Here is a 24957-nt window from a genome sequence, read left to right as displayed (position 1 = left end):
GCCATGGCCGCCACCCCCGAAAAGCCCGCCCCCGCCACGCCCCGCCGCAAGGCCGGACGCCACCGCGGCGAGGGCCAGTGGGCCGTTGGCCATATGACGCCATTGAACGCCAACGAGCAGACCAAGAAGGACGACGACGGTCTCAATGTGCGGACACGCATTGAGACGATCTACGCCCACCGCGGCTTCGACTCGATCGACGGCGCCGACCTGCGCGGCCGGATGCGCTGGTGGGGGCTCTACACCCAGCGCAAGCCCGGGATCGACGGCGGCAAGACCGCGATCCTGGAGCCGGAGGAGCTGGACGACAAGTACTTCATGATGCGCGTCCGCATCGACGGCGGCCGGCTGACCACCGAGCAGCTGCGCGTCATCGGTGAGATCTCGCAGGAGTTCGCGCGCGGCACCGCCGACATCACCGACCGGCAGAACGTCCAGTACCACTGGATCCGCATCGAGGACGTCCCGGAGATCTGGAACCGTCTTGAGGCCGTGGGCCTGTCGACGACCGAGGCCTGTGGCGACACGCCGCGCACCATCCTCGGCTCGCCGGTCGCCGGGATCGCCGCGGACGAGATCGTCAACGGCACTCCGGCGATCGAGGAGATCCACCGCCGGTTCATCGGCAACAAGGCGTTCTCCAACCTGCCCCGCAAGTTCAAGACGGCGATCTCCGGCTCCCCGCTGCTGGACGTGGCCCACGAGATCAACGACATCGCCTTCGTCGGTGTCGAACACCCGGAGCACGGCCCCGGCTTCGACCTCTGGGTCGGCGGCGGACTGTCCACCAACCCCAAGCTCGGGGTGCGCCTCGGTGCCTGGGTGCCGCTGGACGAGGTCCCGGACGCCTGGGAAGGCGTCATCTCGATCTTCCGCGACTACGGCTACCGGCGGCTGCGCACCCGCGCACGCCTGAAGTTCCTGGTCGCCGACTGGGGCGCCGAGAAGTTCCGCCAGGTTCTCGAGGACGAGTACCTGAAGCGCAAGCTGATCGACGGGCCCGCCCCGGCGCAGCCCGTACAGCAGTGGCGCGACCACGTCGGTGTGCACCGGCAGCAGGACGGACGTTTCTACGTCGGGTTCGCACCGCGCGTCGGCCGGGTCGACGGCGCCACGCTCACCAAGATCGCCGAGGTGGCGGACGCGCACGGCTCGGGCCGGCTGCGTACCACCGTCGAGCAGAAGATGATCGTGCTCGATGTCGAGGAGTCGCAGGTCGAGTCGCTGGTGGCCGGTCTTGAGGCGCTGGACCTGCGGGTCAACCCGTCGCCGTTCCGGCGCGGCACGATGGCCTGCACCGGCATCGAGTTCTGCAAGCTGGCCATTGTCGAGACCAAGGCCCGTGGTGCCTCGCTGATCGACGAACTCGAGCGCCGCATCCCCGAGTTCGACCAGCCGATCACCATCAACATCAACGGCTGCCCCAACGCCTGCGCCCGTATCCAGGTCGCGGACATCGGTCTCAAGGGCCAGCTGATGCTGGACGACGAAGGCAACCAGGTCGAGGGCTTCCAGGTGCACCTGGGCGGCGCACTGGGCCTGGAGGCCGGCTTCGGCCGCAAGGTCCGCGGTCTGAAGGTCACTTCGGCCGAGCTGCCGGACTATGTCGAGCGCGTCCTCAAGCGCTTCCAGGCGGAGCGCGAGGACGCCGAGCGCTTCGCGACCTGGGCGGCGCGTGCGTCCGAGGAGGCTCTGTCGTGAGCGAGAGGGCTGCACCCTTCTACTGCCCGTACTGCGGCGACGAGGACCTGCGTCCGAACGAGCAGGGCCACGGCGCATGGGAATGCGCGGCGTGCAATCGAGCCTTCCAGTTGAAGTTCCTCGGTCTGCTGACCCGGGGACTTCAGCGCAATGACGGTGGAGGGAACGAGATATGACGGTGGTTCAGACCAACCTCAAAGAGCTCGCGGAGCAGGCCGGGCGGGACCTCGAAGAGGCCTCCGCCCTGGACATTCTGAAGTGGGCGGCCGACACCTTCGGGCCGCGCTTCTGCGTCACGTCCTCGATGGAGGATGCGGTGGTCGCCCATCTCGCCTCCCGTGTCTTCCCCGGCGGCAGCCCGGTCGACGTGGTCTTCCTCGACACCGGCTACCACTTCCCGGAGACGATCGGGACCCGGGACGCCGTGGACGCGGTGATGGACGTCAACGTCATCACGCTCACCCCGCGGCAGACCGTGGCCGAGCAGGACGCGGAGTACGGCCCCAGGCTGCACGACCGCGACCCCGACCTGTGCTGCGCGCTGCGCAAGGTCAAGCCGCTCGAAGAGGGCCTGACCGGGTACGACGCGTGGGCGACGGGCCTGCGCCGCGACGAGTCCCCGACCCGGGCGAACACTCCGGTCGTCGGCTGGGACGAGAAGCGGCAGAAGGTCAAGATCTCGCCGATCGCCCGCTGGACGCAGGACGACGTGGACGCGTACGTCGCCGAACACGGCGTCCTCACCAACCCACTGCTGATGGACGGTTACGCCTCCGTGGGCTGCGCGCCCTGCACCCGCCGGGTGCTGGAGGGCGAGGACGCACGCGCCGGCCGCTGGGCCGGCCGGGGAAAGACCGAATGCGGGCTGCACGGCTGATGAACGACGACGAGAAGCAGCGGGAGAAGCACGTGACTGGGGCCACCATCTGGCTCACCGGTCTGCCGAGCGCGGGCAAGACCACCATCGCCTACGAGCTGGCGGACCGGCTGCGCGCCGACGGCCACCGGACCGAGGTGCTCGACGGCGACGAGATCCGCGAATTCCTCTCCGCGGGCCTCGGCTTCAGCCGCGAGGACCGACACACCAACGTCCAGCGGATCGGCTTCGTCGCCGAACTCCTCGCGTCCAACGGCATCAAGGCGCTGGTGCCGGTGATCGCCCCGTACGAGGACAGCCGCGAGTCCGTCCGCAAGCGCCACCAGACCGAGGGCACCGCGTATCTGGAGGTGCATGTCGCCACTCCGGTGGAGGTGTGCTCCGTACGCGATGTGAAGGGTCTGTACGCCAGGCAGGCGGCCGGCGAGATCAGCGGTCTTACCGGCGTCGACGACCCGTACGAGGAGCCGCAGAACCCGGATCTGCGGATCGAGTCGCACACCCAGACCGTGCAGGAGTCCGCGGCGGCACTTCACGCGCTGCTCACCGAGAGGGGCCTGGCATGACGACCGCCGCCACTGTTCACGAGGGCACTGACAGCCCCTACGCCCTGTCGCACCTGGACGCTCTGGAGTCCGAGGCGGTGCACATCTTCCGCGAGGTGGCGGGCGAGTTCGAGCGGCCGGTGATCCTCTTCTCGGGCGGCAAGGACTCGATCGTCATGCTGCATCTGGCGCTGAAGGCGTTCGCGCCGGCAGCGGTCCCCTTCACGCTGCTGCATGTGGACACCGGGCACAACTTCCCCGAGGTGCTCGAGTACCGCGACCGAGTGGTGGCCGCACATGGGCTGCGGCTCCATGTGGCCTCCGTACAGGACTACATCGACCGTGGTGTGCTCCGCGAACGCCCCGACGGGACGCGCAACCCGCTGCAGACCGTGCCGCTCACCGAGAAGATCCAGGCCGAGAAGTTCGACGCGGTCTTCGGCGGTGGCCGGCGGGACGAGGAGAAGGCGCGCGCCAAGGAGCGGGTGTTCTCGCTGCGGGACGAGTTCTCGCAGTGGGACCCGCGCCGGCAGCGGCCCGAGCTGTGGCAGCTCTACAACGGCCGCCACGCGCCCGGCGAGCATGTGCGAGTCTTCCCGCTGTCCAACTGGACCGAGCTGGACGTCTGGCAGTACATCGAGCGCGAAAAGATCGAGCTGCCCGAGATCTACTTCGCGCACGAGCGCGAGGTCTTCCAGCGCTCCGGCATGTGGCTGACCGCCGGTGCGTGGGGTGGCCCGAAGGAGTCCGAGAGCGTCGAGACGCGGCTGGTGCGCTACCGCACCGTCGGCGACATGTCCTGCACCGGCGCCGTCGACTCCGACGCCACCACGCTGGACGCCGTGATCACCGAGATCGCCGCATCGAGGCTCACCGAGCGGGGCGCGACCCGCGCCGACGACAAGATGTCCGAGGCCGCGATGGAAGACCGCAAGCGCGAAGGGTACTTCTAGCCATGACCAACACGACCGAGCAACTCGCCGGGATCTCGGCCACCACCCTGCTGCGTTTCGCCACCGCCGGTTCCGTCGACGACGGCAAGTCCACCCTCGTCGGGCGGCTGCTGCACGACTCCAAGTCGGTCCTCACCGACCAGCTGGAGGCCGTCGAGCGGGTCTCCGCCAGCCGCGGCCAGGAGGCGCCCGACCTGGCGCTGCTCACCGATGGTCTGCGGGCCGAGCGGGAGCAGGGCATCACCATCGATGTCGCGTACCGCTACTTCGCCACGCCGCGCAGGCGGTTCATCCTCGCCGACACCCCCGGGCATGTGCAGTACACCCGGAACATGGTCACCGGCGCGTCCACGGCCGAGCTGGCCGTCGTGCTGGTCGACGCCCGCAACGGCGTGGTCGAGCAGACCCGCCGCCATGCCGCCGTCGCCGCCCTGCTGCGCGTCCCGCATGTCGTCCTCGCCGTCAACAAGATGGACCTCGTCGACTACGCCGAGCCCGTCTTCGCCGCGATCGCAGAGGAGTTCACCGCCTACGCCGCCTCCCTGGGCGTCCCCGAGATCACCGCGATCCCGATCTCGGCGCTGGCCGGTGACAACGTGGTGGACCCGTCCGCGAACATGGACTGGTACGGCGGCCCGACCGTGCTGGAGCACCTGGAGACGGTCCCGGTCAGCCACGATCTGACGGGCTGCCACGCCCGGCTGCCGGTGCAGTACGTGATCCGTCCGCAGACCGCCGAGCACCCGGACTACCGGGGCTACGCGGGCCAGATCGCCGCGGGCACGTTCCGGGTCGGCGAGCAGGTGACCGTCCTGCCGGCGGGCCACACGTCGAAGATCACCGGGATCGACCTGCTCGGCGAGTCGGTGGACATCGCCTGGACCCCGCAGTCCGTCACGCTCCTGCTCGAGGACGACATCGACATCTCGCGGGGCGACCTGATCGTGCCGAGCGGCGACGCGCCCGCGACCACGCAGGACGTCGAGGCGACCGTCTGCCATGTCGCGGACCAGCCCCTCGCCGTCGGCCAGCGGGTGCTGCTCAAGCACACCACCCGCACGGTCAAGGCGATCGTCAAGGAGATCCCGTCCCGGCTGACCCTCGACGACCTGTCCCAGCACCCGAACCCCGGGCAGCTGGTCGCCAATGACATCGGCCGGGTCAAGATCCGTACCGCCGAGCCGCTCGCGCTCGACTCGTACGCCGACTCCCGCCGTACCGGGTCGTTCCTGCTGATCGACCCCGCGGACGGCACCACGCTGGCGGCCGGCATGGCGGGGGACTCGTTCACCGCGACTGCCGAGGCCGTGCAGGTGACAGACGACGAGGGGTGGGACTTCTGATGTCCACCGACTTCTACGCGACGTTCGCGAAGGAGGGCGGCCGCGTCGGCAGCGGCGCCCTCGGCGCGGGCACGGGCGGGGTCGCGCGATGTGCGCGATGACGTACGCGCACTGCCTGCGCGCCCGCACCCCCCGCACCCTGCGCAAACGAAGATCTGCCGACTTCCCGGCCGCGTCCGAAGTGACGTAAGAACCGGGCCTCCGAGAGGAAACCCTCCCGTGCCTGCCACCCGTACCACCCTGCGCCGCAGCCTCGCCGCGGCCGCCGCGCTGCCGCTGCTGATCGGCGCGCTCGCCTCGTGCGGCTACGGCTCAGAGGCCAAGAAGGACGACGGCAAGAAGGCCAACGTCGCCGCCGGCGGTAAGAAGCTCTCCGCCGACACCGTGAAGATCGGCTACTTCCCGAACCTCACGCACGCCACCGCTCTGGTGGGCCTCCAGGAAGGCCTCATCGCCAAGGAGCTGGGCGGCACCAAGGTGGCCCCCCAGGCCTTCAACGCCGGTCCGTCCGAGATCGAGGCCCTCAACGGGGGCAGCATCGACATCGGCTTCATCGGCCCCTCCCCCTCCATCAACGGTTACACGAAGGCCAAGGGCCAGAACCTGCGGATCGTCTCCGGCTCCGCATCGGGTGGCGTGAAGCTGGTCGTCAACCCGGACAAGATCAAGACCCTGGACGACGTCAAGGGCAAGAAGATCGCCACCCCGCAGCTGGGCAACACCCAGGATGTCGCCTTCCTCAACTGGATCTCCGAGAAGGGCTGGAAGGTCGACGCCCAGAGCGGCAAGGGCGACGTCTCCGTGGTTCGCACGGACAACAAGGTGACCCCGGACGCCTACAAGTCCGGTGCCATCGACGGCGCCTGGGTGCCGGAGCCGACCGCGTCCAAGCTGGTCTCCGAGGGCGCGAAGGTGCTGCTCGACGAGTCCACCCTGTGGCCCGACAAGAAGTTCGTGATCACGAACATCATCGTGAAGCAGAGCTTCCTCAAGGAGCACCCGGACGTCGTCGAGGCCGTACTGCGCGGCACCGTGAAGACCAACGAGTGGATCAACGCCAACCCGGACAGGGCGAAGGCCTCGGCCAATGCCGCCCTCAAGGAGGAGACCGGCAAGGAGCTCCCCGCCAAGGTCATCGACCTGGCCTGGCCGAGCATCCAGATCACCAATGACCCGCTGGCCGCCACGCTGAACAGGCAGGCGCAGCACTCGGTCGCGTCCGGTCTGCTGAAGGAGCCCGACCTGAAGGGGATCTACGACCTGACGCTCCTCAACAAGGTGCTCAAGGCCGCAGGGCAGCCCGAGGTCGCCGACGCCGGTCTCGGCGTCAAGTAGTCCACCCGCCCACGTTCCCAGGAGGTGACGACCATGGCCACCACCCTCACCAAGGACAAGGCCCAGGCCGATGACCGTGCCGCGGTGACGCACGCCGCCCGTATCGAGCATGTCTCGAAGTCCTTCGGCGGTCCGTCCGGGCGGCAGCTTGTGCTGGACGACATCACCCTTGATGTCGCGCCGGGCGAGTTCGTCACCCTCCTGGGGGCGTCGGGGTGCGGTAAGTCCACCCTGCTCAACCTTGTCGCGGGGCTCGACCGCCCGACCGCGGGGTCCATCGAGACCCCCGGCGGGCGGCCCGCCCTGATGTTCCAGGAGCACGCACTCTTCCCGTGGCTGACCGCGGGCAAGAACATCGAACTGGCGCTGCGGCTGCGCGGCGTCGCCAAGTCCGAGCGGCGCGCGGAAGCGGAGCGTCTCCTTGAGCTGGTACGGCTCCAGGGCGCGTACGGCAAGCGGGTGCACGAGCTCTCCGGCGGCATGCGCCAGCGCGTGGCGCTGGCCCGTGCGCTGGCGCAGGACAGCGAACTGCTGCTGATGGACGAGCCGTTCGCCGCGCTCGACGCCATCACCCGGGACGTCCTGCACGACGAGCTGACGCGGATCTGGCGCGAGACGAACGTCTCGGTCCTGTTCGTCACCCACAACGTCCGCGAGGCCGTGCGGCTCGCCGAGCGTGTGGTGCTGCTGTCCTCCAGGCCGGGCCGGATCGCGCACGAGTGGACCGTGGACATCCCGCAGCCGCGCCGTATTGAGGACGCCGACGTCGCGGAGCTGTCCGTCGAGATCACCGAACAACTGCGTGGGGAGATCCGCCGCCATGGCCAGCACTGAGGTTCGCGACGACGTCGCAAAGGCAGGCACGAAGGCCGACGACCTCGCCGGCCTCGAAGCCGGCCTGGACGCACTGGACGCCGTACAGGTCAGTCGCACCCCGGTGCACCAGGTGCTGCTGCAGAAGGTGCTGCCTCCCATCCTGGCCGTGGCCCTCGTGCTGGTCGTCTGGCAGGTGCTGGTCTGGGCGAAGGTCACCGAGGACTACAAGCTGCCCGCCCCGTCCGCGGTGTGGGACAGCGCGGCCGAGCAGTGGGTGCAGGGCACGCTGCTCGATGTCGTCTGGACCAGCGTCTCGCGTGGCCTGCTCGGCTTTCTGCTGGCGCTCGCCATCGGTACCCCGCTCGGACTGCTCGTCGCCCGGGTGAAGTTCGTCCGTGCGGCGATCGGACCGATCCTCTCCGGCCTCCAGGCGCTGCCCTCGGTCGCCTGGGTGGCTCCGGCGGTGATCTGGCTCGGCCTCAACGACTCGATGATGTACGCGGTGATCCTGCTCGGCGCGGTCCCCTCGATCGCCAACGGGCTGGTCTCCGGAGTGGACCAGGTGCCGCCGCTGTTCCTGCGGGCGGGCCGGACGCTGGGCGCCACCGGCTACCGGGGCATCTGGCACGTGGTCATGCCTGCCGCGCTGCCCGGCTATCTGGCGGGCCTCAAGCAGGGCTGGGCGTTCTCCTGGCGCTCGCTGATGGCCGCCGAGATCATCGCGTCGTCGCCCGATCTGGGCCTGGGGCTCGGCCAGTTGCTGGAGAACGGGCGCAACAACGCCGACATGCCCGGCGTACTCCTCGCCATCATCCTCATCCTGATCGTCGGCATCGCCATCGACCTGCTGATCTTCAGCCCGCTGGAGCGGCGGGTGCTGCGCAGCCGCGGTCTCCTCGTCAGGAACTGAGCACCGCCATGCGCAGCCCTGTCCTCCTCGTCATCGCCCACGGCAGCCGCGACCCGCGGCATGCCGCGACCGTGCACGCCCTGGTGGAGCGGGCCAGGTGGCTGCGGCCGGGGCTGCGCGTGGAGACGGGCTTCCTGGACTTCAACGCTCCCGCCGTACCGCGGGTGCTGGAGCGGCTGGCCGCCGAGGGCGTCGAGGATGTGGTCGCGCTGCCGCTGCTGCTGACCCGCGCCTTCCACGCCAAGGCCGACATCCCCGCCGTACTGCACGAGGCGTCGGCGCGCCTGCCGCGCCTGCGGATTCGCCAGGCCGAGGTCCTCGGCCCCTCGCCGCTGCTGCGCTCCGCCCTGGAGCGACGGCTGTACGAGGCGGGGCTCGCCCCGTCCCGTAAGTGCTCGACCGGCCTGGTACTGGCCTCGGCGGGCTCCACAGACCCGGAGGCGATCGCAGTGATCGCTGAAATCGCGCGGGAGCTGCGGCACACCGGTTGGTGCGCCGTGCGGCCTGCGTTCGCCTCCGCATCCCTTCCCCGCACCGAGGACGCGGTACGACAACTGCGGGCCGAGGGCGTCCGCCGGGTGGCGGTGGCTCCGTACGTCATCGCTCCCGGCCGCCTCCCGGACCGTATCGCCGCCGGGGCCCGCGAGGCGGACGTCATCGCCGATGTCCTTGGCGCGGCACCGGAGTTGGCGCGGCTGCTGCTGCGGCGCTTCGACGAGGCGCGGGTCGAGGAGCGGGTCGCGGCGACAGGCTGAGCGGCGGCTGAGCGCGGCGGGCCGAGCGCGGCTGCTAGGGCGTCCAGCGCGGGTCGCGGCCGGAGCCGGCCAGGGCGCGCTCGAAGGCAGGGGCCGAGTCCGGCAGCGGTAGGGGATCGGTGAAGCCGCCGTACTGACGGTAGACCTCGGCGTGCTCGTCGACGACGGACAGGACCAGCGCCGCGGCATCGTCGGAGATCCGGTACCGCTGCCCGGTCGCGCGGGCCAGGTCCCAGCCGTGGACGGCAAGTTCCTTGGTGATCAGCGAGGCGATCTCGGGTGCGGGCATCGAGGTGAAGCCCAGGTCCACCTCGCCCTCCCAGACGGCCGGGTCGGACCAGGCGGCGAGGGCGCAGTCCAGCTGGGCCGCGTACTGCTCGGCCCAGTCGGCGCCGGCAGTGAAGTCGCGACTGGTGAGCCCGTCGGGGAGCTGCTTGCGCAGGGCGCGGTGTTCGAGGCCGTGGGACGAGTAGAGGACGAGATGGCTGACGAGTCCGCGGACGTCCCACTCCTTGCAGGGCGTCGGCGCGGACAGCTGGTCGGCGGTGACGCCGCGGGCGATGCGGGAGGCTTCGCTCGCGCACTCGGTCAGGTAGGGGTACACGCTGTCCATGTCCATGCCCGGCACCTTAGGGACGGGCGCGGGGCCGGGTCTTGAACAAACGCGACGGCCGGTCGGCGGGCGGGCCGGTCCCCCCGTCAGCCAAAGTTCACGCTGCCGGTGCGCGTGCGCTTCAGCTCGAAGAAGTCCTGGTGTCCGGCGATGACCCGGAAGCTGTCGAAGAGCCGCGCCGCCTCCTCGCCGCGCGGGATGGAGTTGAGCACCGGGCCGAACCAGACCGTGCCGTCGACATGGATGGTGGGCGTGCCGACATAGGCGTCGGCCGCCGGGTCCTTGCCCGCGTCGTGGCTGCGGCGCACCGCTTCGTCGTACGACTCGTCGTGCGCCGCCTTGGCGAGTGACGCGGGCAGGCCGAGTTCGGCCAGGGACTGGGCGATGACCTCGTCGAAGTCCTCGATCTTGCGCTCGTGGATGCGGGTGCCGAAGGCGGTGTAGAGGCCGCGCAGGATCGCGTCGCCGTGCTGCTCGGCCGCGGCGACCGCCACTCGTACAGGACCGATCGACTTGTCGACCAACTCGCGGTACCACTGAGGCAGTTCATTGCCGATGTTGTGCAGATACAGACTCATCGGCCGGAAGTTCAGCGCGATGTCGCGCTCCCGCTCGACCTCCAGCATCCAGCGGGAGGTAATCCAGGCGAAGGGGCAGGCGGGGTCGAACCAGAGATCGACTGCGATGTTGTTCTTCTCAGTGGTCATGTCAGTGGTCATGTCGGTGGTCATGCCTTGAGGCTAGCCATCAAGTGGCCCGGAATCCTGGGCCACTCACGAGCTGATTCAGTGGTCCATTTCGGCGTCGACGAGCGCGGTCAGCTCGGCGACGGACATCGAGCCGGCTGCCCTGCGCTCGCGGGCGAAACTGTTCGCCACGCGCTGGAGGGCGTCATTGACGGGCGTCGGAACGCCATGCAGTCGGCCCAACAGGGCGATCTCGCCGTTGAGGTAGTCGGCTTCGATCGTGCCGGTGCCGCGGTTGAGCGACTGCCAGGACGAGCCGCCGCCGCGCTCGGAGCCGCAGAGGGGCTCGAGCCGGACCTTCTCGGCGCGGGTCCGCTTCTGCTCCTCCTCGCCGGCGGCCTCGATGCCCGCGGCCGCGAGCACGGCTTCGCCCTCCGCGCGGGCCCGTCGGTAGAGTGCACGCCCGTCCTCACCGGTGAGGAGGCCGGTGACGGCCTCGATGGAGTTTGCGAGATTGCCGAGGAGCTTGGCGTACTTCCAGCGCATCACGTCCGGGACGACCGGCGCTTCGAACCGCGACTTCTCCAGATCGCCGGAGATGCGGTGGGCGGTCTCATCGGTGCCGGACGGGTACCCGCCGATGTGCAGAATGCCGGTGAGCGGGGCGCCCGCGGCGGAGACCGCGCCCGGCTCGACATAGGTGGCGGGCAGCCACACGCACATGCCGTACACACGGCGGAAGCGGCGCAGCGCGATACGTTCGCTCGCCACACCGTTCTGGGCGCAGACCAGCGGCAGGCGCTCAGCCGCGGTGCCGCCGCCCGCCACCGGCCGGTGGCCCCAGGTGTCGACGGCGGCGGTGCTGTCCTGAGTCTTGACGGCCAGTACCAGCACATCGTCCTCGCGCAACTCGCCCAGCTGCTGCGGTCCTTCGACGACGGGCAGCCGGTGAGTGTGCCTGCCGTCGGGTGTGGTCAGGCGCAGACCGCCGTCGCGCAGTGCCTCGTAGTGCGCGCCGCGTGCGACGAGCACCACCTCGTGCCCCGCCTCGGCCAGCCGCCCGCCAATGGTGCCGCCGACCGCCCCTGCCCCAATGATGATGTAGCGCATGCGTATGAGACTCGCACAGTCGGATACCGTCCAGCCATGATCGTGGACAGTCTCCGGCTCGTCGGGGAGCCGGCCCTGCGAAGGCTCGGTTACGGCACGGCCCAGCTCACCGGCACCGGCTACTGGGGGCCGCGCGGCGAGCGTGCAGACGCCGTCGCGGTGCTGCGGCGGGCGGTCGAGCGGGGAGTCACGCTGATCGACACCGCCGACAACTACGGCCCGGGTCTCGCGGAAGAGCTGGTCGCTGAGGCGCTGCACCCGTACCCCGCGGACCTGGTCGTCGCGACGAAGGGCGGGGTGGTGCGTACGAGCGACAGCGCCTGGCACATCGCGGGGCGGCCCGGGCAACTGCGCGCGATGTGCGAGGCCAGTCTGCGCCGGCTGCGTACGGAGACAATCGATCTGTATCAGCTGCACCGGCTGGATACCGAGGTGCCGCTGGCCGAACAGCTGGGCACACTGGGCGAGTTGAGGCACGAGGGCAAAATCCGGCACATCGGTCTGGACACGGTGACCGTCGAGCAGCTGAAGGAAGCACTGGGCCTTGCCGAGACCGACTCGATCGCCTCGGTGCAGAACCGCTTCAGTCTGATCGACCGCGAGTCGGAGGCGGTGCTTGAGGTGTGCGAGTCGCACGGCCTGGCGTTCCTGCCGTGGTTCCCGCTTGCCAACGGGGCGCTGACGGGCGAGGCCGCGGCGGCGCTGGACGCGGTCGCCGCTCGGCATGGTGCGAGCAGGGGGCAGATCGCGCTGGCCTGGCTGCTGCACCGTTCCCCGGTGCTGTGTCCGACGCCGGGCACCGGCTCGCTCGCGCATCTGGAGGAGAACCTGGACGCGGCCGCGATCCGGCTCTCGGAGGAGGATCTCGCCGCCCTTCGGTGATCGGCCTTCGGCGATCAGTTTTCACTCACGCGTCAGCTCCACCAGTTTGACGACGGTGTTCCAGTTGCGGCTGGTGGCGACGGTGCCCCTGAACAGGCTCGGTTTTCCGAGCGCTTCGGCGAGTTTGGAGCGGCCGAGGCCGTTCGGCGCGTACAGATACAGCGCCCGGTCACCGAGCCGGAACTCCTCGGGCAGATACGCCGCCGCGTCGATCGACGCGAGCCGCTCGGGACCGACCAGCTCCGAGAAGTAGATGACGTGCAGCTGCTTGCCCTCCAGCGAGGCGGCGGGAAAGGGGCACGCCTCGGCCACCGCGCGCAGATACGGACCGCTGCGTACCAAGCAGTCGACGCCGAAGCCGAATCGCTTCTCGATGGCCCGTTCCAACGCGGCACAGATGGCGTTCTCGTCGTCCGAGTCGCTGGTGAAGACGGCGTTGCCGCTCTGCAGATACGTGGCGACGTCGCCGTGGCCCAGTTCCGTGAGCAGTTCGCGGAGTTGGGCCATCGGCACCTTCTTGTGCCCGCCCACGTTGATTCCGCGCAGGAGTGCCGCATACCTCGTGGTCATGGCACACCATAGGACGGCCGCCGCGCCCCGTGGGGGAGGGCACGGCGACCGCCGGTTGAGCGATGGAGAGCGTCGGTTACTCGACGACCTTCAGCAGCTTGTTGGGCGTGCCCTCGCTGGGGTTGGTGATCTTGTCGGCCGTGGCGCCGTCGGTCAGCGCCGTGGCCACCTGCTCCGGGGTGGCGTCCTGGTGGGCGCCGAGGTAGACCGCCGCGGCGCCGACGACGTGCGGCGTCGCCATGGAGGTGCCGGAGATGGTCTTCGTACCCTCGTCGCTGTCGTTCCACGCCGAGGTGATGTCCGAGCCCGGGGCGTAGATGTCCACGATCTGGCCGAAGTTGGAGAACTCCGACTGCGCGTCGTCCTTGGTCGAGGAGGCCACGGTGATGGCTTCCTTGACGCGCGCCGGGGAGCCCTGGCTCGCGTCGGTGGACTCGTTGCCGGCCGCGACGGCGAAGGTGACACCGGAGGCGATCGCCTTGCGGACGGCCTCGTCGAGCGCCTCGTCGGCGCCGCCGCCGAGGCTCATGTTGGCGACGGACGGGCCCTGGTGGTTCTTGGTGACCCAGTCGATACCCGCGACGACCTGCTCGGTGGTGCCTGAGCCGTTGTCGTCGAGGACACGGACGGCGACGACCTTCGCCTTCTTGGCGACGCCGTGGGCGTCACCGGCAATGGTGCCGGCGACATGGGTGCCGTGGCCGTTGCCGTCGTCGGCGGAGTCGTCGTTGTCGACGGCGTCGAAGCCGTGGGCCGCGCGACCCCCGAAGTCCTTGTGGGAGATACGGACTCCGGTGTCGATGACGTACGCCGTGACACCCTCGCCCGCGCTGTCCGGGTAGGTGTACTTCTTGTCGCCGGCGGTGTCGGCCTGGTCGATCCGGTCCAGACCCCAGGACGGTGGGTTGTCCTGAGTCGCGTTGATCGAGAACTTCTTGTTCTGGACGACCTTGTCGACGGCCGGGTCGGCGGCGAGGCGCTTGGCCTCCGTCTCCGAAAGGCCGCTCGCGGAGAAGCCGTTGACTGCGGAGCTGTAGTTGCGCTGCAGCTTGCCGCCGTACTCCTTGGCCAGGTCCTGCTTGTCTGCCTTCTTGTCCAGCAGCACGATGTAGCTGCCTGCGACGGCACCTTCGGCGTTCGCGCCGTAGATGGTGCCCTGGGCAGGAGTCGCCGCTCCGGCGAAGGACGTGCTGAGTACGGTCACTCCGGCTGCGGCAGCCACGGCGGTTATCGCCGCGGTGAGCTTGATCCTGCTCGCGCGCTTGTGAGTTGCCATGAAGAGGGGTCTCCTCGTCATCATTTGTGGGGGGATTGGCCCGCGGACGGAAAATCTCCGGGGGCTGGTTCGAAACCCTGACCGATTGACGGGCTCAGATCAAGACCTTCATACAGCTGTGACTTAGACAACAAGGTTTCGTAATAAGAAATCGGCCAGGGCCGCACAAGTCGGACTTCGCCCCTCAACCCCCTATACATGTAAGGGGCTTCGATCCTTCTTGTCGGGGATCCGACCGGTCCGAAAGGAGGAGTGAACCGCCCAGCGGGGTCACCGGCGAGCAGGAGGAGAAGGCCTGAATGAGCCCATAACTTCGAAGCGGGGACGACGGCGCCGCGCCGACGTCATGCTCAAGGGACAGGGCTGTCATGGGAAATGCAGGAGGAAGGCCGCGCGGAATCGCCGCGCGGGCCGGCGGCTGGAGTGCGCAGCACCGCTGGGCTGCCGTGGGGATCTGGGTGTTGTTCGTCCTTCTCACCATGGTGGCCGGTTCGGCCGTGGGCACGGTGGAGCTCAAGGACAGCGATCAGCTGAAGGGTGAGACGACCCAGGCGTCGCGGATCACGGAGGAGGCGGGCGTCGAGGAGCCGGCCGGCGAGACCGTGCTCGTCCAGGCCAAGAACGACACAACGAAGGCGACCGACCCTGAGTTCCGCAAGGCCGTCGACGCAGTGGTGAAGGCGGTCGGCGGCACCGGTGAAGCAACCGCGGTGACTTCTCCGTACGACACCAAGAGCATTTCCAAGGACGGGCGCAGTGCGCTCGTCCAATTCAATGTGCGCGGTGATCCAGAAACGGCGAGCGACCGGATCGAGCCGGTTCTGCAGGCCGTTGCCAAGGTCCAGGACGCGCACAAGGAGCTGCGGATCGAGGAGATCGGCAGCGCAAGCATGAACAAGACCTTCGACGACGCTTTCGGCGACGACTTCCAGCAGGCGGAGCTCTCAGCGGTGCCGGTCGCCCTCGGCATTCTGCTGATCGCCTTCGGCGCGCTGGTGGCTGCGCTGCTGCCGGTAGCTCTGGCCATCACCGCGATCGTGGCCACGATGGGACTGATGGGTGTCGTCAGCCATCTCCAGCCGATGAGCGATTCAGCAAGCTCTGTGATGCTGCTGGTGGGTCTGGCGGTCGGCGTCGACTACTGCCTCTTCTATCTGCGGCGTGAGCGCGAGGAGCGGGCCGCGGGGCGTGACCGGCAGACAGCGATGCAGATCGCCGCGGCGACCAGCGGGCGGGCCGTCATCGTCTCCGGCGTGACGGTGTGCGTGGCCATGGCCGGCATGCTCTTCACCGGGATCGGCGAGTTCAAGTCGATGGGCCTGGCCTCGCTGATCGTGGTGGCCGTGGCGATGGTCGGCTCGGTGACGGTGCTGCCGGCGCTGCTCTCGCTGCTCGGTGACCGGGTCGAGAAGGGCCGCATCCCCTTCCTCAACCGCTTGAAGCGCGGCGCCAACGGCACCGGCGGCGAGAGCCGCGTATGGACCTGGGTGCTCGGCGGCGTACTGAAGCGGCCCCTGGTGTCGCTGCTCGTCGCGGCGGGGGCGCTGGTGGCGATCGCGCTGCCCGCGATCGGCATGAAGACCCAGAGCTTCACGCTGGACCAGGAGTTCGGCGACTCGGTGCCGATCGTGGCGACGTACGAGCGGATCAACGAGGCGTTCCCAGGCGGGGCGGATCCGGCGGAGGTCGTCGTCAAGGCGGACGACATCAACGCGGCGCCGGTACGGCAGGCGATCGCCGAATTCCGTAAGCAGGCGGTGAGTTCGGGCGCGTCCCGTGGCCCGGTCGAGGTCGTGACGCACGATGCGCAGAACCTCGCGTTCGTATACGTACCCCTGGTGGGCGGCTCCGACCAGGACAAGGCGGAGAAGAGCCTGGACATCCTGCGCAACGACGTCCGGCCGGCCACCCTGGGCAAGATCGACGGACTTGAGGCGCCGATCAGCGGTCAGGTCGCGGGTTCGAAGGACTTCAACGACCAGCTCGGTGGGGCGGTGGCGCCGGTCTTCGCCTTCGTGGTGGTGTTCGCCTTCGTGCTGATGCTGCTGTCGTTCCGCTCGCTGACGATCGCGATCACGTCGATCGTGCTCAACCTGCTGTCGGTGGGGGCGGCTTACGGCATCCTGACGGCCGTCTTCCAGCACGGCTGGGGCGCGTCGGTGTTCGGCGCGGAGGGCGTGGGCGCGATCATCGCCTGGCTGCCGCTGTTCCTGTTCGTGATCCTGTTCGGGCTCTCGATGGACTATCACGTGTTCGTGGTGTCGCGGATCCGCGAGGCGAAGATGCAGGGGCGCGGCACGCGGGACGCGATCACGCACGGAGTGGTGACGACGGCCGGTGTGGTGACGAGCGCGGCGATCATCATGGTGGCGGTGTTCGCGATCTTCGGCACGCTGTCGATGCAGTCGATGAAGCAGATGGGCGTGGGTCTTGCGGCGGCGGTGCTGATCGACGCGACGATCATCCGCGGGGTGCTGCTCCCGGCGATCATGGCGCTGCTGGGCGAGCGCAACTGGTACTTCCCGAAGTGGCTGCGGTGGCTGCCGGATCTGACGCACGACGAGCCGGCGGTCGGTCCGGCGCCGGGGGTCCGGGACCATGACGGCGACGGGCGCCAGTCGCCGGTGCGGGTCTAGCGTCTACGCACGGGGCCCGGGCCCCTGGCTGGGGCTCCGCCCCAGACCCCGGGTCCTCAATCGCCGGACGGGCTTGAGAATCAAGCCCGTCCGGCGATTGAGGACGCGCCCGAAGGGCGTACCGGCGTCAGGTCCGGACGGCTGAACTTCGGGGGACGGGCGGCAAATTCAAGCCCGTCCGGCGATTGAGGACAAAGCAGTGACCTCAGCCCTGCCGGTCGCCGAGCTCCGCCTCGATCAGGTCCGCCGCACGCATCGTGCCCCCCTCCGACGTCATCCCGACGCCGATCTCCTTCAGTTTCCGCGCCACTTCGGGATCTCCCGTCAGCCCCAGCACCGCCTCCCGCAGCTCATCCGCCGTCGCCGTCTCCGAGTCGAGCCGACAGGCCACGCCCAGGCCGACGAGCATGTCGGCGTTGCCGAACTGGTCGACCGCCTGCGGGACCGCGACCATCGGGGTGGCCGTCGCCAGGCCCTCCTGGCTGCCGCCCGCGCCCGCGTGGGTGATGAAGGCGTCCGCCTGGCGCAGGATCGCCAGTTGCGGTACCCATCGGTGCACCTCGACATTGGCCGGAACCTCGCCCAGCTCCGAGGCGTCGACGTGCCGACCGATCTGCAGCACCACATGCCAGCCCGGCAGATCGCCGAACGCTTTCACGCACTCGCGGTAGAAGGCGGGTTGCTTGGTGAAGGCCGAGCCGAGCGAGACCAGCAGCACCTTGTCCGCACCGGCCGGCCGCTGCCACTCCCCCTGTTCCTTCCGGTCGCCCTGGCACGCGCCGACGAAGGAGTGGACGGACTCGTCGACCCGGTCGGCGTGCGGCTGGAGCGCCTTTGGGATCAGCACGATCGACCGCGCGGGCCGGCCGACGAAGGGGTCGGGATGGGTGTCGATGCCGTTCTCGGCGAGCCAGGCACAAAAGCGTGCGTAGTACGCCTGGCCCCGCTCGGATGCCTTCAGCTCCGCGAACATCGGCCCTGCCACCTCCTCCTCGTACCCCTCCCAGGCGACGAGGTTCGGCGAGAGCGAGATCGCGGGCACGCCCCACCGGTGGGCGAGGACGACCGCCGGATACGAGGTGATGTCATGGATGACCAGATCCGGCTCGTCCCCCTCGAACGCCGCCGCCGGCTGCGGCAGCACCTGAATCGCGTCGTTCAGGAACGGCTCGATGTTGTCGATCAGTTCCGTGCCCCACAGCTCGGGTTCGTCCTCCGTGGGGAGCGTGGAGGTGTAGATCACCGGCTCGGCGCCGGTCGCGGCGACTTTGCCGGCGTAGGACGCGGGGATCGCGTAACTGACGCGGTGCCCGCGGGCGACGAGCTCCCGGATTACCTCGATGCTGGGGTTCACATGCCCGGGGGCGGCGATGGAGAACATGGCGATATGGGCACGCTGGGGTTCGATCATGCCGCAACCATAAGCGAGACGATACGTCTCGTGCAACCTGATTCATGCACCCGATTCATTCAGTGGTGAGCACGACCTTGCCGGTGATCTCCCGGCGTTCGAGCGCTGTGTGCGATGGAGCAGGATGTTGTGGACTTCGGTGTCAGGGTCGGCGACGCCGTCGGACAGGACGTAGAGCTGGTAGTCGCGGTCGGCCGCGTCGATGACGGTAGACAGGACGACGCCGCTGGTACTGAAGCCGGAGACGACCAGAGTGGTGATCTCGCGCTCGCGTAGCTGCTCGTCGAGGTCGGTGGTGGACATGCCGCCGTAGCGGATCTTGCGCACGATGATGTCGCCGTCCTGGGGCGCCAGGCGCTCGTGGATGGCGGTGGCAGGGTCCTCGTGGTGCATGAGGCGGCGCTGGGCCAGCGGGGCAAAGGACTTGTTGGTGGCCGGGATCGCGTCCCAGTCGGCCTCGGTGAAGCCGACGCGGACGTAGGCGATGGTGCCGCCCCTGGCGCGGATGTCGGCGATGGCACCTTCCATGCGGGCCAGCAGGGCTTCGCAGTCCCAGCCCTCGGGCAGAAGAGCCAGGAGCGCGGGCTGGTAGTCCATGACGAGAAGGGCGGTGCGCGCGGGGTCGAGCGCGGGGGCAGTGCTCACGCGAGTTCTCCTTGCTGGTGGTGCTGGTCGGCGCTCATGCCGGCCGGTGGCTTCAGACGGAGGTCGAGCAGGGGCATTGCCGGCAGGGCAGCTGCGGCTGTGATCGGAACGTCCGGCAGTGCAGTTGGCGCGCCACCGAGTTGCTCGTGGGCAGCCAGTGATGGGACGGGACGCGCATTGGTGGACCGGCCGCAGCCTGCTTTCGGGCGGGTGGCGAGTTGCGGTGTGTCACGTTGGGCTCCGGGCCAGATCTCGCTCGTGGTGCGGCGAGTGGTCGTGCCGGGGGAGCAGGAAGGGGGTGATCAGCATGAGAAGACCGGCGACGGCGATTGCGGTGCGGGGGCCGGTGATGCCGGCCAGCAGGCCCCACAGCCCGGTCATGGCCGCGACAGTTGCCTTGCTGGTGACCGACCACGCTGACAGGGTGCGTGCGATCCGGTCCGTCGCTGTCTGGTCGAGCCGGTATGTGGCGAACACCGGGTTGAACACGCCCATGCAGGTGATCAGTCCGAACTCGACCGCGATGACGAGCACGAGCCCGGCCACGCCGGGGCGGATGAAGGCCAGCCCGAGCGACCAGCACGCGCGCAGTGTCCCGGCGGTGAGCATGACCTTGTGCCGTCCGAACCGTGCGACGAGTCGGGGGGCCAGCCGTGAGCCGATGATGCCGCCGATGCAGGGCAGGCCGAACGCGAGGCCGTACTGCCAGGGGGCGAACCCGAGGTCGCCGAGCATGAGGACGGCGAGCAGCGGCGAGGTCGCCATGATCAGGCCGCTGACCAGAACCGTGTTGAAGAACAGGGGGCGCAGGGCCGGGTGGGCCAGGATGTACCGCCACCCTTCGAGCAGGTCGCCGAACCGGAGCCGCGCCTCCTGCGTACCGGTGCGCACGGGGCGCGGCTCGCTGCCGCCGATCGCACGAATCCCCGCGGCCGAGAGCAGATAGCTGACCGCATCGGCCACCACCGTCATCACCGGGCCGAACAACCCGATCGCGGCTGTGCCGACCGGCGGTCCGAGCACGGTTGCGGTCCAGGTCGTGGACTCGAATCGCCCACTCGCGACGAGCAGGTCCTCCGGCCGCACGAGCGCCTTGAGATACGCGCCACTGGCCGCGTTGAAGGCGATGTCGGCCGCACCGACGACGACGGACACAACCAGGAGCTGGACGAAACTGAGCAGGCCGAGTGCGTACGCGGCGGGGACACTCATCAGTGCCACGAACCGGGTCAGGTCCATCGTGACCATCACCGGCCGCTTGCGACGAAACTCCACCCACGGCCCGAGCGGCACCGCCACCGCGGCCCCCACCGCCAGCCCTGTTGCCGCCAGCACCGACACCTCGGTCGGCCCGGCGTGCAGCACAAGGATCGCGATCAGAGCGAACGCGTCGAACGCGAGCCGCGTGCCGAACGTGCTGACCGCGTACGCCGCCCACAGCCACCCGAACTGCCGGCCCAACCGTCTCCTGCCCACCACGCTCAGCGCACCCCTTGATGTCCCACCCGAACAAACCGACGTTGACCGGTAAGAGCAAAGCTGGCAGCACAACAGCAGGTCAAACAACCAATCTGCCGGGGAGCCACAACCGAATGTTGTGCACTAGGGTGCATCGGCGTGGACCTCGACACCGCCCGGACCTTCGTCGCCGCCGCCGACGCGGGGCAGTTCCAGGAAGCCGCCGCCGAACTGGCGGTCACCCAGCAGGCTGTCTCCAAGCGCATCGCCGCGCTGGAGCGCAACCTCGGCGTGCGGCTGTTCACCCGCACCGCGCGCGGCGCCGAACTCACCATCGACGGGCAGGCGTTCCTGCCCCACGCGCGCGAGCTGCTGCGCGTCGCCGAGCGCGCGGTCGCGTCCGTACGCACCGGCAGCCGTCCGCTGCGCGTCGACGTGCTCGCCTCGCGCAGCGCGGCGTCGGGCCTGATGCGAGGCTTCCACCGCGCGCACCCCGAGATCGAGCTCGACGTGGTGTGGCTGTTCGACATCGAGACGGCCGTCGCCGCCATCCGGTCCGGTGCGATCGACGCGTCCTTCCGCGCCGTCGCCGTGCCCGGCAGGCCCCTTCCCGAGGACATCGAGTCCGTCCGGGTGCTCGACGAGCCGCTCCAGCTCCTCACCGGCCCCGCCCACGCGCTGGCGGGCGCCCGGTCGGTGACCGTCGCTCAGCTCGCCGGGCACCGAATCTGGATGCCCGGCATCGTCCCCGGTACCGAGTGGGCCGCCTACTACGACGACCTCGTCGCCGAGTTCGGCCTCACCATCGAGGCGACCGGCCCCAACTTCGGCTCCGACGCGCTCCTGGACACCGTCGCCGACACCCCGGCCCTGGCCACCTTCATGGGCGAGCAGACCCGCCTCGTCTGGCCCGCCGGCCACGACCTGCGCCGCATCCCGGTGACCGACCCGACGCCCGTCTACCCGCACTCACTGATCTGGCGCCGCGACAACCCACACCCCGCACTCACCACACTCCGCAACTACCTCGGCTCCACACAGCCCGACCGCCCCGGCAGCGAGACTTGGACACCCGCATGGACACAGCGGTAAGCAGCACCGCGTCAACCATCGGCAACGACCTCGTGAGCCGCAACAGCTAGTCCTCCGTCCCCTCGTCGTCATCGTCGAGTTCGACCGCGTCCGGGTCGCGCAACGGACGCAGGCCGCCGCCGACCGGGATGGAGGCGGTGAAGCTATAGCGGCCCAGGACGTTGAGGTTCTTGTGCTTGAGCGGGGACAGCCGCGCGATGTCCTCGTCACGGATCTCGTGTCCCTCGGCGCGGAGCTGGGCGACGGCGGCGTCGATGTACCGCGTCGTCCAGAGCACCACGGCGTTCAGGACCAGACCGAGTGAGCCGAGCTGGTCCTCCATCCCGTCCCGGTACGCCTGGTGGATGGTTCCCTTCTTGCCATGGCAGATGTCGCGGGCGAGCTTTTGCCGGGACTCCTGGACGGTGAGCTGCTTGTGCATCTGGCGCCGGTAGGTGTCGTCGACCGGGTCGACGACGGCGAGCAGGTGCAGGGTCTTGGCGATCCGCCCGTACTCGGCGAACGCCTGCCCCAGCGGGGTGGGGTGGCCCTCGCGGCCGAACATCCGCAGCAGGTCGTAGGCCCGGACCTGGTTGGTGACCAGGGAGCCGGCCACCCGCAGCATGTCCGGCCAGGCGGAACCGCTGGTCTTGAAGGTCCTTGAAGCGCGGGGAGAAGCGGTAACCGAGCATTTTGAAGATGCCGAAGACCATGTCGGAGTACGAGGCGTTGTCGGTGGCGACCATCTCCGGCTTCACCCCGCTGTCCAGGTTCAGCAGGGCGTCCAGGATGAACAGGGAGTCGCGCGGGGTGCCGGGCACCACCATCTGCCCGATGCCGATGACCTGGTCATTGATGGCGTTCAGCCAGGTGATGCCCTTCTTCTTCGCGAAGTACTTGGGGCTGGGGGCGGTGTTGATGGTGCGGACGGGGACGACGAAGCGCAGACCGTCGACGGAGGCGAGCAGGCCCTTGCCCCAGTGCTGGACGATCGGCACCCGGGCCTGGGCCTCGATCAGCGCGGCGTTCGCCGCGGCGATGGTGTCGGCGCGCAGGTAGTACTGGTCGACGTGGACGAGCCGGGCCCGGGTGAGCGCCTCGTAGTTCGGGTTGGGACCGGGGTCATGCCGATGTTGCACGCCTCGCTCACGAGCAGCGCGACGACCGAGGTGGTCAAGTCCTTCATGCGGGTCCGGCCGTCGCCCAGGTGACGAAGGCGTCCAGGAATCCGGTCCAGGCGTGCACCTCGAACAAAAGGTCCGGCAGGTCGATCTTGGGGAGCATCTTCTCGACCCTCTTGCGCAACCAGGCCAGGGACTTCGGCTCTCCGAGCGCGTGGAGCTTCTCCACGTTCAGCTTCGCCCGGCCGTTCGGCTGGACCTCGATGCTGATCTTCGCGTCGGTGCCGGCCTCCTCCAGGCGCTCGGCCATCTGCTTCCACGTCGCGTCCAGGACCTCGACCAGCTCCTTGAGGTGCTGCTCGGCGTCCTCCTCCAAGCTCAGGCCCGCCAGGACGTCCTCGCGTACCGCCTCCCAGCCCTTGCCGTCCAGCAGGCGGGCGCGCGGGTCGGACCAGCGGTGCGAGGGGGAGGCGAAGATGTCACGGCGCTTGAGCGCGCGGAACAACTGCTCCAGCACGCACACCACATACGCGTCGCGGTCCACCGCCCCCTGCGGCAGCCCGGCGTTCGCGTACACCGCCTTGCGCCAGTGCCCCGGCACCAGCTTGTCGTCGACCTCCCGCGGCAGCAAAGGCTTCTCGCCCACCTTCCGCCGCGACAGCGCCGGCAGCCACTTCACCCCGGCCAGGACGCGCATCCCGCCGGTCGCCGCCCCGAGCGCCTTCGACTCGCCCAGCAGCGACAGGAACGGCTTGACGGTGTTGTAGCGCAGCGCCCCGCGCAGCGCACTCTCGGCTGTGCCGTCGTCCTCCGGGACCAGGCTCACCACCACGGTGGCCGCACTGGACAGCGCCGCCCGGGGTGCGACCTCCTCCAGCGCCGCCCACAGCGCGGCCACGTCCACATCGCAGCCGCTCTGCTCGATGAGCTCCAGCTCCTCGATGAACACCGTCGCCGCCCTGGCGACGAGCCGCGATGCCTTCTCCAGCTGCGGCAGCGTGGACAGGCGCTGTTTGTCGGTGGACCGCTTCGCGGTGCTGATCAGCCGCGTGGCCATCAGGATCTCGAACAGGTCCAGGGCATCGTCGATCGCCTTGGCCTCCAGGTGACGCATCACCGCGGTGAGCATCGCTGTGCGCTTGGGCTCCGGAGTCCGCTCCAGCTTCGGCGCTTTGGTACCCAGCCCGTAGCGGGCCAGCGCGGACAGCCGGTTCGGCGGGATCTGCTCCAGCTTCAGGCGGCCCAGCTGGAAGGCGGCGATGTCCTCGACCCGCTGCAACGCGCCCTTCATCGCGGTACCCGTGGTCCGCGTCGGCGGCTGGCGCATCCGCTCCAGCTCCGAGTACCGCCCGCCCTCGGGCGTCTTCAGCGTGGCCACCAGATCGCCGGGCAACGCCGGGTCCGCCCGCCGGGCGGCCTTCGCGACCGTGGTGTGCAGCCGCTTCTCCGCGATGACGCGGACCTCGGAGACCTGCCGGGCCAGCACGCTCACCCCTGGCAGCAGCACCCGGTGCCGGCGCAGCCAGCCCACCGAGTGATCGAACAACGCCTTCGGCACCTCGGCGTGCGCCGTCCACGCCCGGCCGTGCAGGAACGCCCGGAATCTCCGGCCCTGGGCGTGGTCCTCGAACGGGTGGTAGCCATACGCGTCGCGGATCTCCCACGCGTGCTCGTACGCCGTCTTCAGCCGCTCGGTGTACTCCTTTGACGCAGGAGACGTCCTCGATCTCCAGCTGCGCGGCCAGATGCTCCACCACCGCCACGGCACGGCCAGGGGGTCCTCCAGGAACAGCCCGATGTAGCGGACCGTGCACATCTGGAGGGCGAAGCCGAGCCGGTTGTGATCACCACGCCGCTTCGCGATCAGCTTCCGGTCCTCGTCATCGAGGAAGAAGAACCGCTCCAGCTCGGGCCTCGTCGGCTCCTCGGCGAACTTCCCGTACGCCCCGGCCTGCTCATCAGTCAGAAAATTCCACCGGCATGCGGCGGACGGTAGCCAGCCCCCGCCAGCGATCGAGGATCTTCCGCAGAACCCCGCAGCAGGCCGACCACCTGTGCTAGGCGACCAAGATCAAGTGCTTAGCGCCAACGGCTGTACCGCTGGTCCTCATGGCCGACCATGCTCAGGGCGGCGCGGCGGCCGGGTCGCAGATTCATCAGCTTCACGCGGCCGGCCCCGCGCACGGTGTCGGCCACCTTCCGCCCCGGCCGGCCCGCGAACGCATAGCTGACGCTCACGCCCG

General features: G+C 69.3%; 23 protein-coding genes and 1 pseudogene. 13 read left to right on the top strand and 11 right to left on the bottom strand.

What is annotated here, in order from left to right:
* The first annotated feature begins 3 nt into the window (after positions 1-3).
* From ACZ3H8_RS01570 to ACZ3H8_RS01525, 10 genes are all read left to right on the top strand, one after another.
* A complete protein-coding gene (locus tag ACZ3H8_RS01570) occupies positions 4-1701 on the top strand; it encodes a nitrite/sulfite reductase (RefSeq protein WP_467396158.1) in 1698 nt (565 codons plus the stop codon).
* Positions 1698-1877, top strand: coding sequence for a hypothetical protein (locus tag ACZ3H8_RS01565; RefSeq protein ID WP_467396156.1), 180 nt, complete (start codon positions 1698-1700; stop codon positions 1875-1877). The genes ACZ3H8_RS01570 and ACZ3H8_RS01565 overlap by 4 nt, the downstream gene beginning before the upstream one ends.
* Positions 1874-2578 (top strand): phosphoadenylyl-sulfate reductase, encoded by a 705-nt coding sequence (locus ACZ3H8_RS01560; RefSeq protein ID WP_467396155.1) that lies wholly within the window; start codon positions 1874-1876, stop codon positions 2576-2578. Before ACZ3H8_RS01565 ends, ACZ3H8_RS01560 begins: the two co-directional genes overlap by 4 nt.
* Positions 2560-3144: an adenylyl-sulfate kinase gene (gene cysC / locus ACZ3H8_RS01555; RefSeq protein WP_467396153.1), complete on the top strand. Its 585-nt coding sequence runs from the start codon at positions 2560-2562 to the stop codon at positions 3142-3144. The genes ACZ3H8_RS01560 and cysC overlap by 19 nt, the downstream gene beginning before the upstream one ends.
* Entirely contained in the window at positions 3141-4076 is a 936-nt protein-coding gene (gene cysD / locus ACZ3H8_RS01550) for a sulfate adenylyltransferase subunit CysD (protein ID WP_467396151.1), read from the top strand. The genes cysC and cysD overlap by 4 nt, the downstream gene beginning before the upstream one ends.
* A gap of 2 nt (positions 4077-4078) precedes the next feature.
* Complete coding sequence (locus ACZ3H8_RS01545; protein WP_467396149.1) at positions 4079-5419, top strand: sulfate adenylyltransferase subunit 1; 1341 nt, start codon at positions 4079-4081, stop codon at positions 5417-5419.
* Between the two features lie 219 nt (positions 5420-5638).
* Complete coding sequence (locus ACZ3H8_RS01540) at positions 5639-6754, top strand: aliphatic sulfonate ABC transporter substrate-binding protein (protein ID WP_467396147.1); 1116 nt, start codon at positions 5639-5641, stop codon at positions 6752-6754.
* 33 nt (positions 6755-6787) lie between these two features.
* A complete protein-coding gene (locus ACZ3H8_RS01535) occupies positions 6788-7588 on the top strand; it encodes an ABC transporter ATP-binding protein (protein WP_467396145.1) in 801 nt (266 codons plus the stop codon).
* Positions 7575-8480 carry an ABC transporter permease gene (locus tag ACZ3H8_RS01530; RefSeq protein WP_467396143.1) on the top strand — a complete coding sequence of 302 codons (906 nt, stop codon included), beginning with the start codon at positions 7575-7577 and terminating at the stop codon, positions 8478-8480. The genes ACZ3H8_RS01535 and ACZ3H8_RS01530 overlap by 14 nt, the downstream gene beginning before the upstream one ends.
* Positions 8481-8488: 8 nt before the next feature.
* Positions 8489-9235 (top strand): sirohydrochlorin chelatase, encoded by a 747-nt coding sequence (locus ACZ3H8_RS01525; RefSeq protein ID WP_467396140.1) that lies wholly within the window; start codon positions 8489-8491, stop codon positions 9233-9235.
* A 34-nt stretch (positions 9236-9269) separates the two neighbouring features.
* On the opposite strand, the gene ACZ3H8_RS01520 is transcribed toward ACZ3H8_RS01525, so the two are convergent.
* From ACZ3H8_RS01520 to ACZ3H8_RS01510, 3 genes are all read right to left on the bottom strand, one after another.
* Positions 9270-9854, bottom strand: coding sequence for a TIGR03086 family metal-binding protein (locus ACZ3H8_RS01520; RefSeq protein ID WP_467396138.1), 585 nt, complete (start codon positions 9852-9854; stop codon positions 9270-9272).
* 80 nt (positions 9855-9934) lie between these two features.
* The gene (locus tag ACZ3H8_RS01515; RefSeq protein ID WP_467397884.1) at positions 9935-10555 is read right to left on the bottom strand and encodes a mycothiol-dependent nitroreductase Rv2466c family protein; all 621 of its coding nucleotides are present in this window, start codon (positions 10553-10555) and stop codon (positions 9935-9937) included.
* 78 nt (positions 10556-10633) lie between these two features.
* Entirely contained in the window at positions 10634-11644 is a 1011-nt protein-coding gene (locus tag ACZ3H8_RS01510; protein ID WP_467396136.1) for a ketopantoate reductase family protein, read from the bottom strand.
* 36 nt (positions 11645-11680) lie between these two features.
* Between ACZ3H8_RS01510 and ACZ3H8_RS01505 the strand changes: the two genes are divergently transcribed.
* On the top strand, positions 11681-12526 hold the full coding sequence (locus ACZ3H8_RS01505) for an aldo/keto reductase (protein ID WP_467396132.1): 846 nt from the start codon (positions 11681-11683) through the stop codon (positions 12524-12526).
* 21 nt (positions 12527-12547) lie between these two features.
* Here ACZ3H8_RS01505 and ACZ3H8_RS01500 read toward each other — a convergent pair whose 3' ends face one another.
* Positions 12548-13096, bottom strand: a complete 549-nt coding sequence (locus tag ACZ3H8_RS01500; protein ID WP_467396130.1) for a DUF1697 domain-containing protein — start codon at positions 13094-13096, stop codon at positions 12548-12550.
* Between the two features lie 76 nt (positions 13097-13172).
* Complete coding sequence (locus tag ACZ3H8_RS01495) at positions 13173-14372, bottom strand: S8 family peptidase (RefSeq protein ID WP_467396127.1); 1200 nt, start codon at positions 14370-14372, stop codon at positions 13173-13175.
* 368 nt (positions 14373-14740) lie between these two features.
* Here ACZ3H8_RS01495 and ACZ3H8_RS01490 point away from each other — a divergent pair, with 368 nt between their 5' ends.
* Positions 14741-17008 carry an MMPL family transporter gene (locus ACZ3H8_RS01490; RefSeq protein ID WP_467396125.1) on the top strand — a complete coding sequence of 756 codons (2268 nt, stop codon included), beginning with the start codon at positions 14741-14743 and terminating at the stop codon, positions 17006-17008.
* Between the two features lie 205 nt (positions 17009-17213).
* On the opposite strand, the gene mgt is transcribed toward ACZ3H8_RS01490, so the two are convergent.
* The 3 genes from mgt to ACZ3H8_RS01475 all read right to left on the bottom strand — a co-directional run bounded on the left by mgt (position 17214) and on the right by ACZ3H8_RS01475 (position 20543).
* The gene (mgt, locus tag ACZ3H8_RS01485; protein WP_467396123.1) at positions 17214-18419 is read right to left on the bottom strand and encodes a macrolide-inactivating glycosyltransferase; all 1206 of its coding nucleotides are present in this window, start codon (positions 18417-18419) and stop codon (positions 17214-17216) included.
* A gap of 42 nt (positions 18420-18461) precedes the next feature.
* Entirely contained in the window at positions 18462-19064 is a 603-nt protein-coding gene (locus tag ACZ3H8_RS01480) for a cysteine hydrolase family protein (protein ID WP_467396120.1), read from the bottom strand.
* A 228-nt stretch (positions 19065-19292) separates the two neighbouring features.
* Complete coding sequence (locus ACZ3H8_RS01475) at positions 19293-20543, bottom strand: MFS transporter (protein ID WP_467396118.1); 1251 nt, start codon at positions 20541-20543, stop codon at positions 19293-19295.
* Between the two features lie 138 nt (positions 20544-20681).
* Here ACZ3H8_RS01475 and ACZ3H8_RS01470 point away from each other — a divergent pair, with 138 nt between their 5' ends.
* Positions 20682-21614 carry a LysR family transcriptional regulator gene (locus tag ACZ3H8_RS01470; protein ID WP_467396116.1) on the top strand — a complete coding sequence of 311 codons (933 nt, stop codon included), beginning with the start codon at positions 20682-20684 and terminating at the stop codon, positions 21612-21614.
* A gap of 46 nt (positions 21615-21660) precedes the next feature.
* Here ACZ3H8_RS01470 and ACZ3H8_RS01465 read toward each other — a convergent pair.
* The 3 genes and pseudogenes from ACZ3H8_RS01465 to ACZ3H8_RS01455 form a co-directional block, all read right to left on the bottom strand.
* Positions 21661-22732 (bottom strand): annotated as a pseudogene (locus ACZ3H8_RS01465) (transposase).
* A gap of 43 nt (positions 22733-22775) precedes the next feature.
* Positions 22776-24680, bottom strand: coding sequence for a DUF4158 domain-containing protein (locus tag ACZ3H8_RS01460; protein ID WP_467397883.1), 1905 nt, complete (start codon positions 24678-24680; stop codon positions 22776-22778).
* A gap of 113 nt (positions 24681-24793) precedes the next feature.
* The gene (locus ACZ3H8_RS01455) at positions 24794-24952 is read right to left on the bottom strand and encodes a hypothetical protein (protein WP_467396114.1); all 159 of its coding nucleotides are present in this window, start codon (positions 24950-24952) and stop codon (positions 24794-24796) included.
* Positions 24953-24957: the final 5 nt, after the last annotated feature.

This window comes from Streptomyces sp. NPDC002868 (assembly GCF_055563295.1).
The sequence above is the reverse complement of the archived record's forward strand: the minus strand, read 5'-3'. Positions and strand labels throughout refer to the sequence as shown.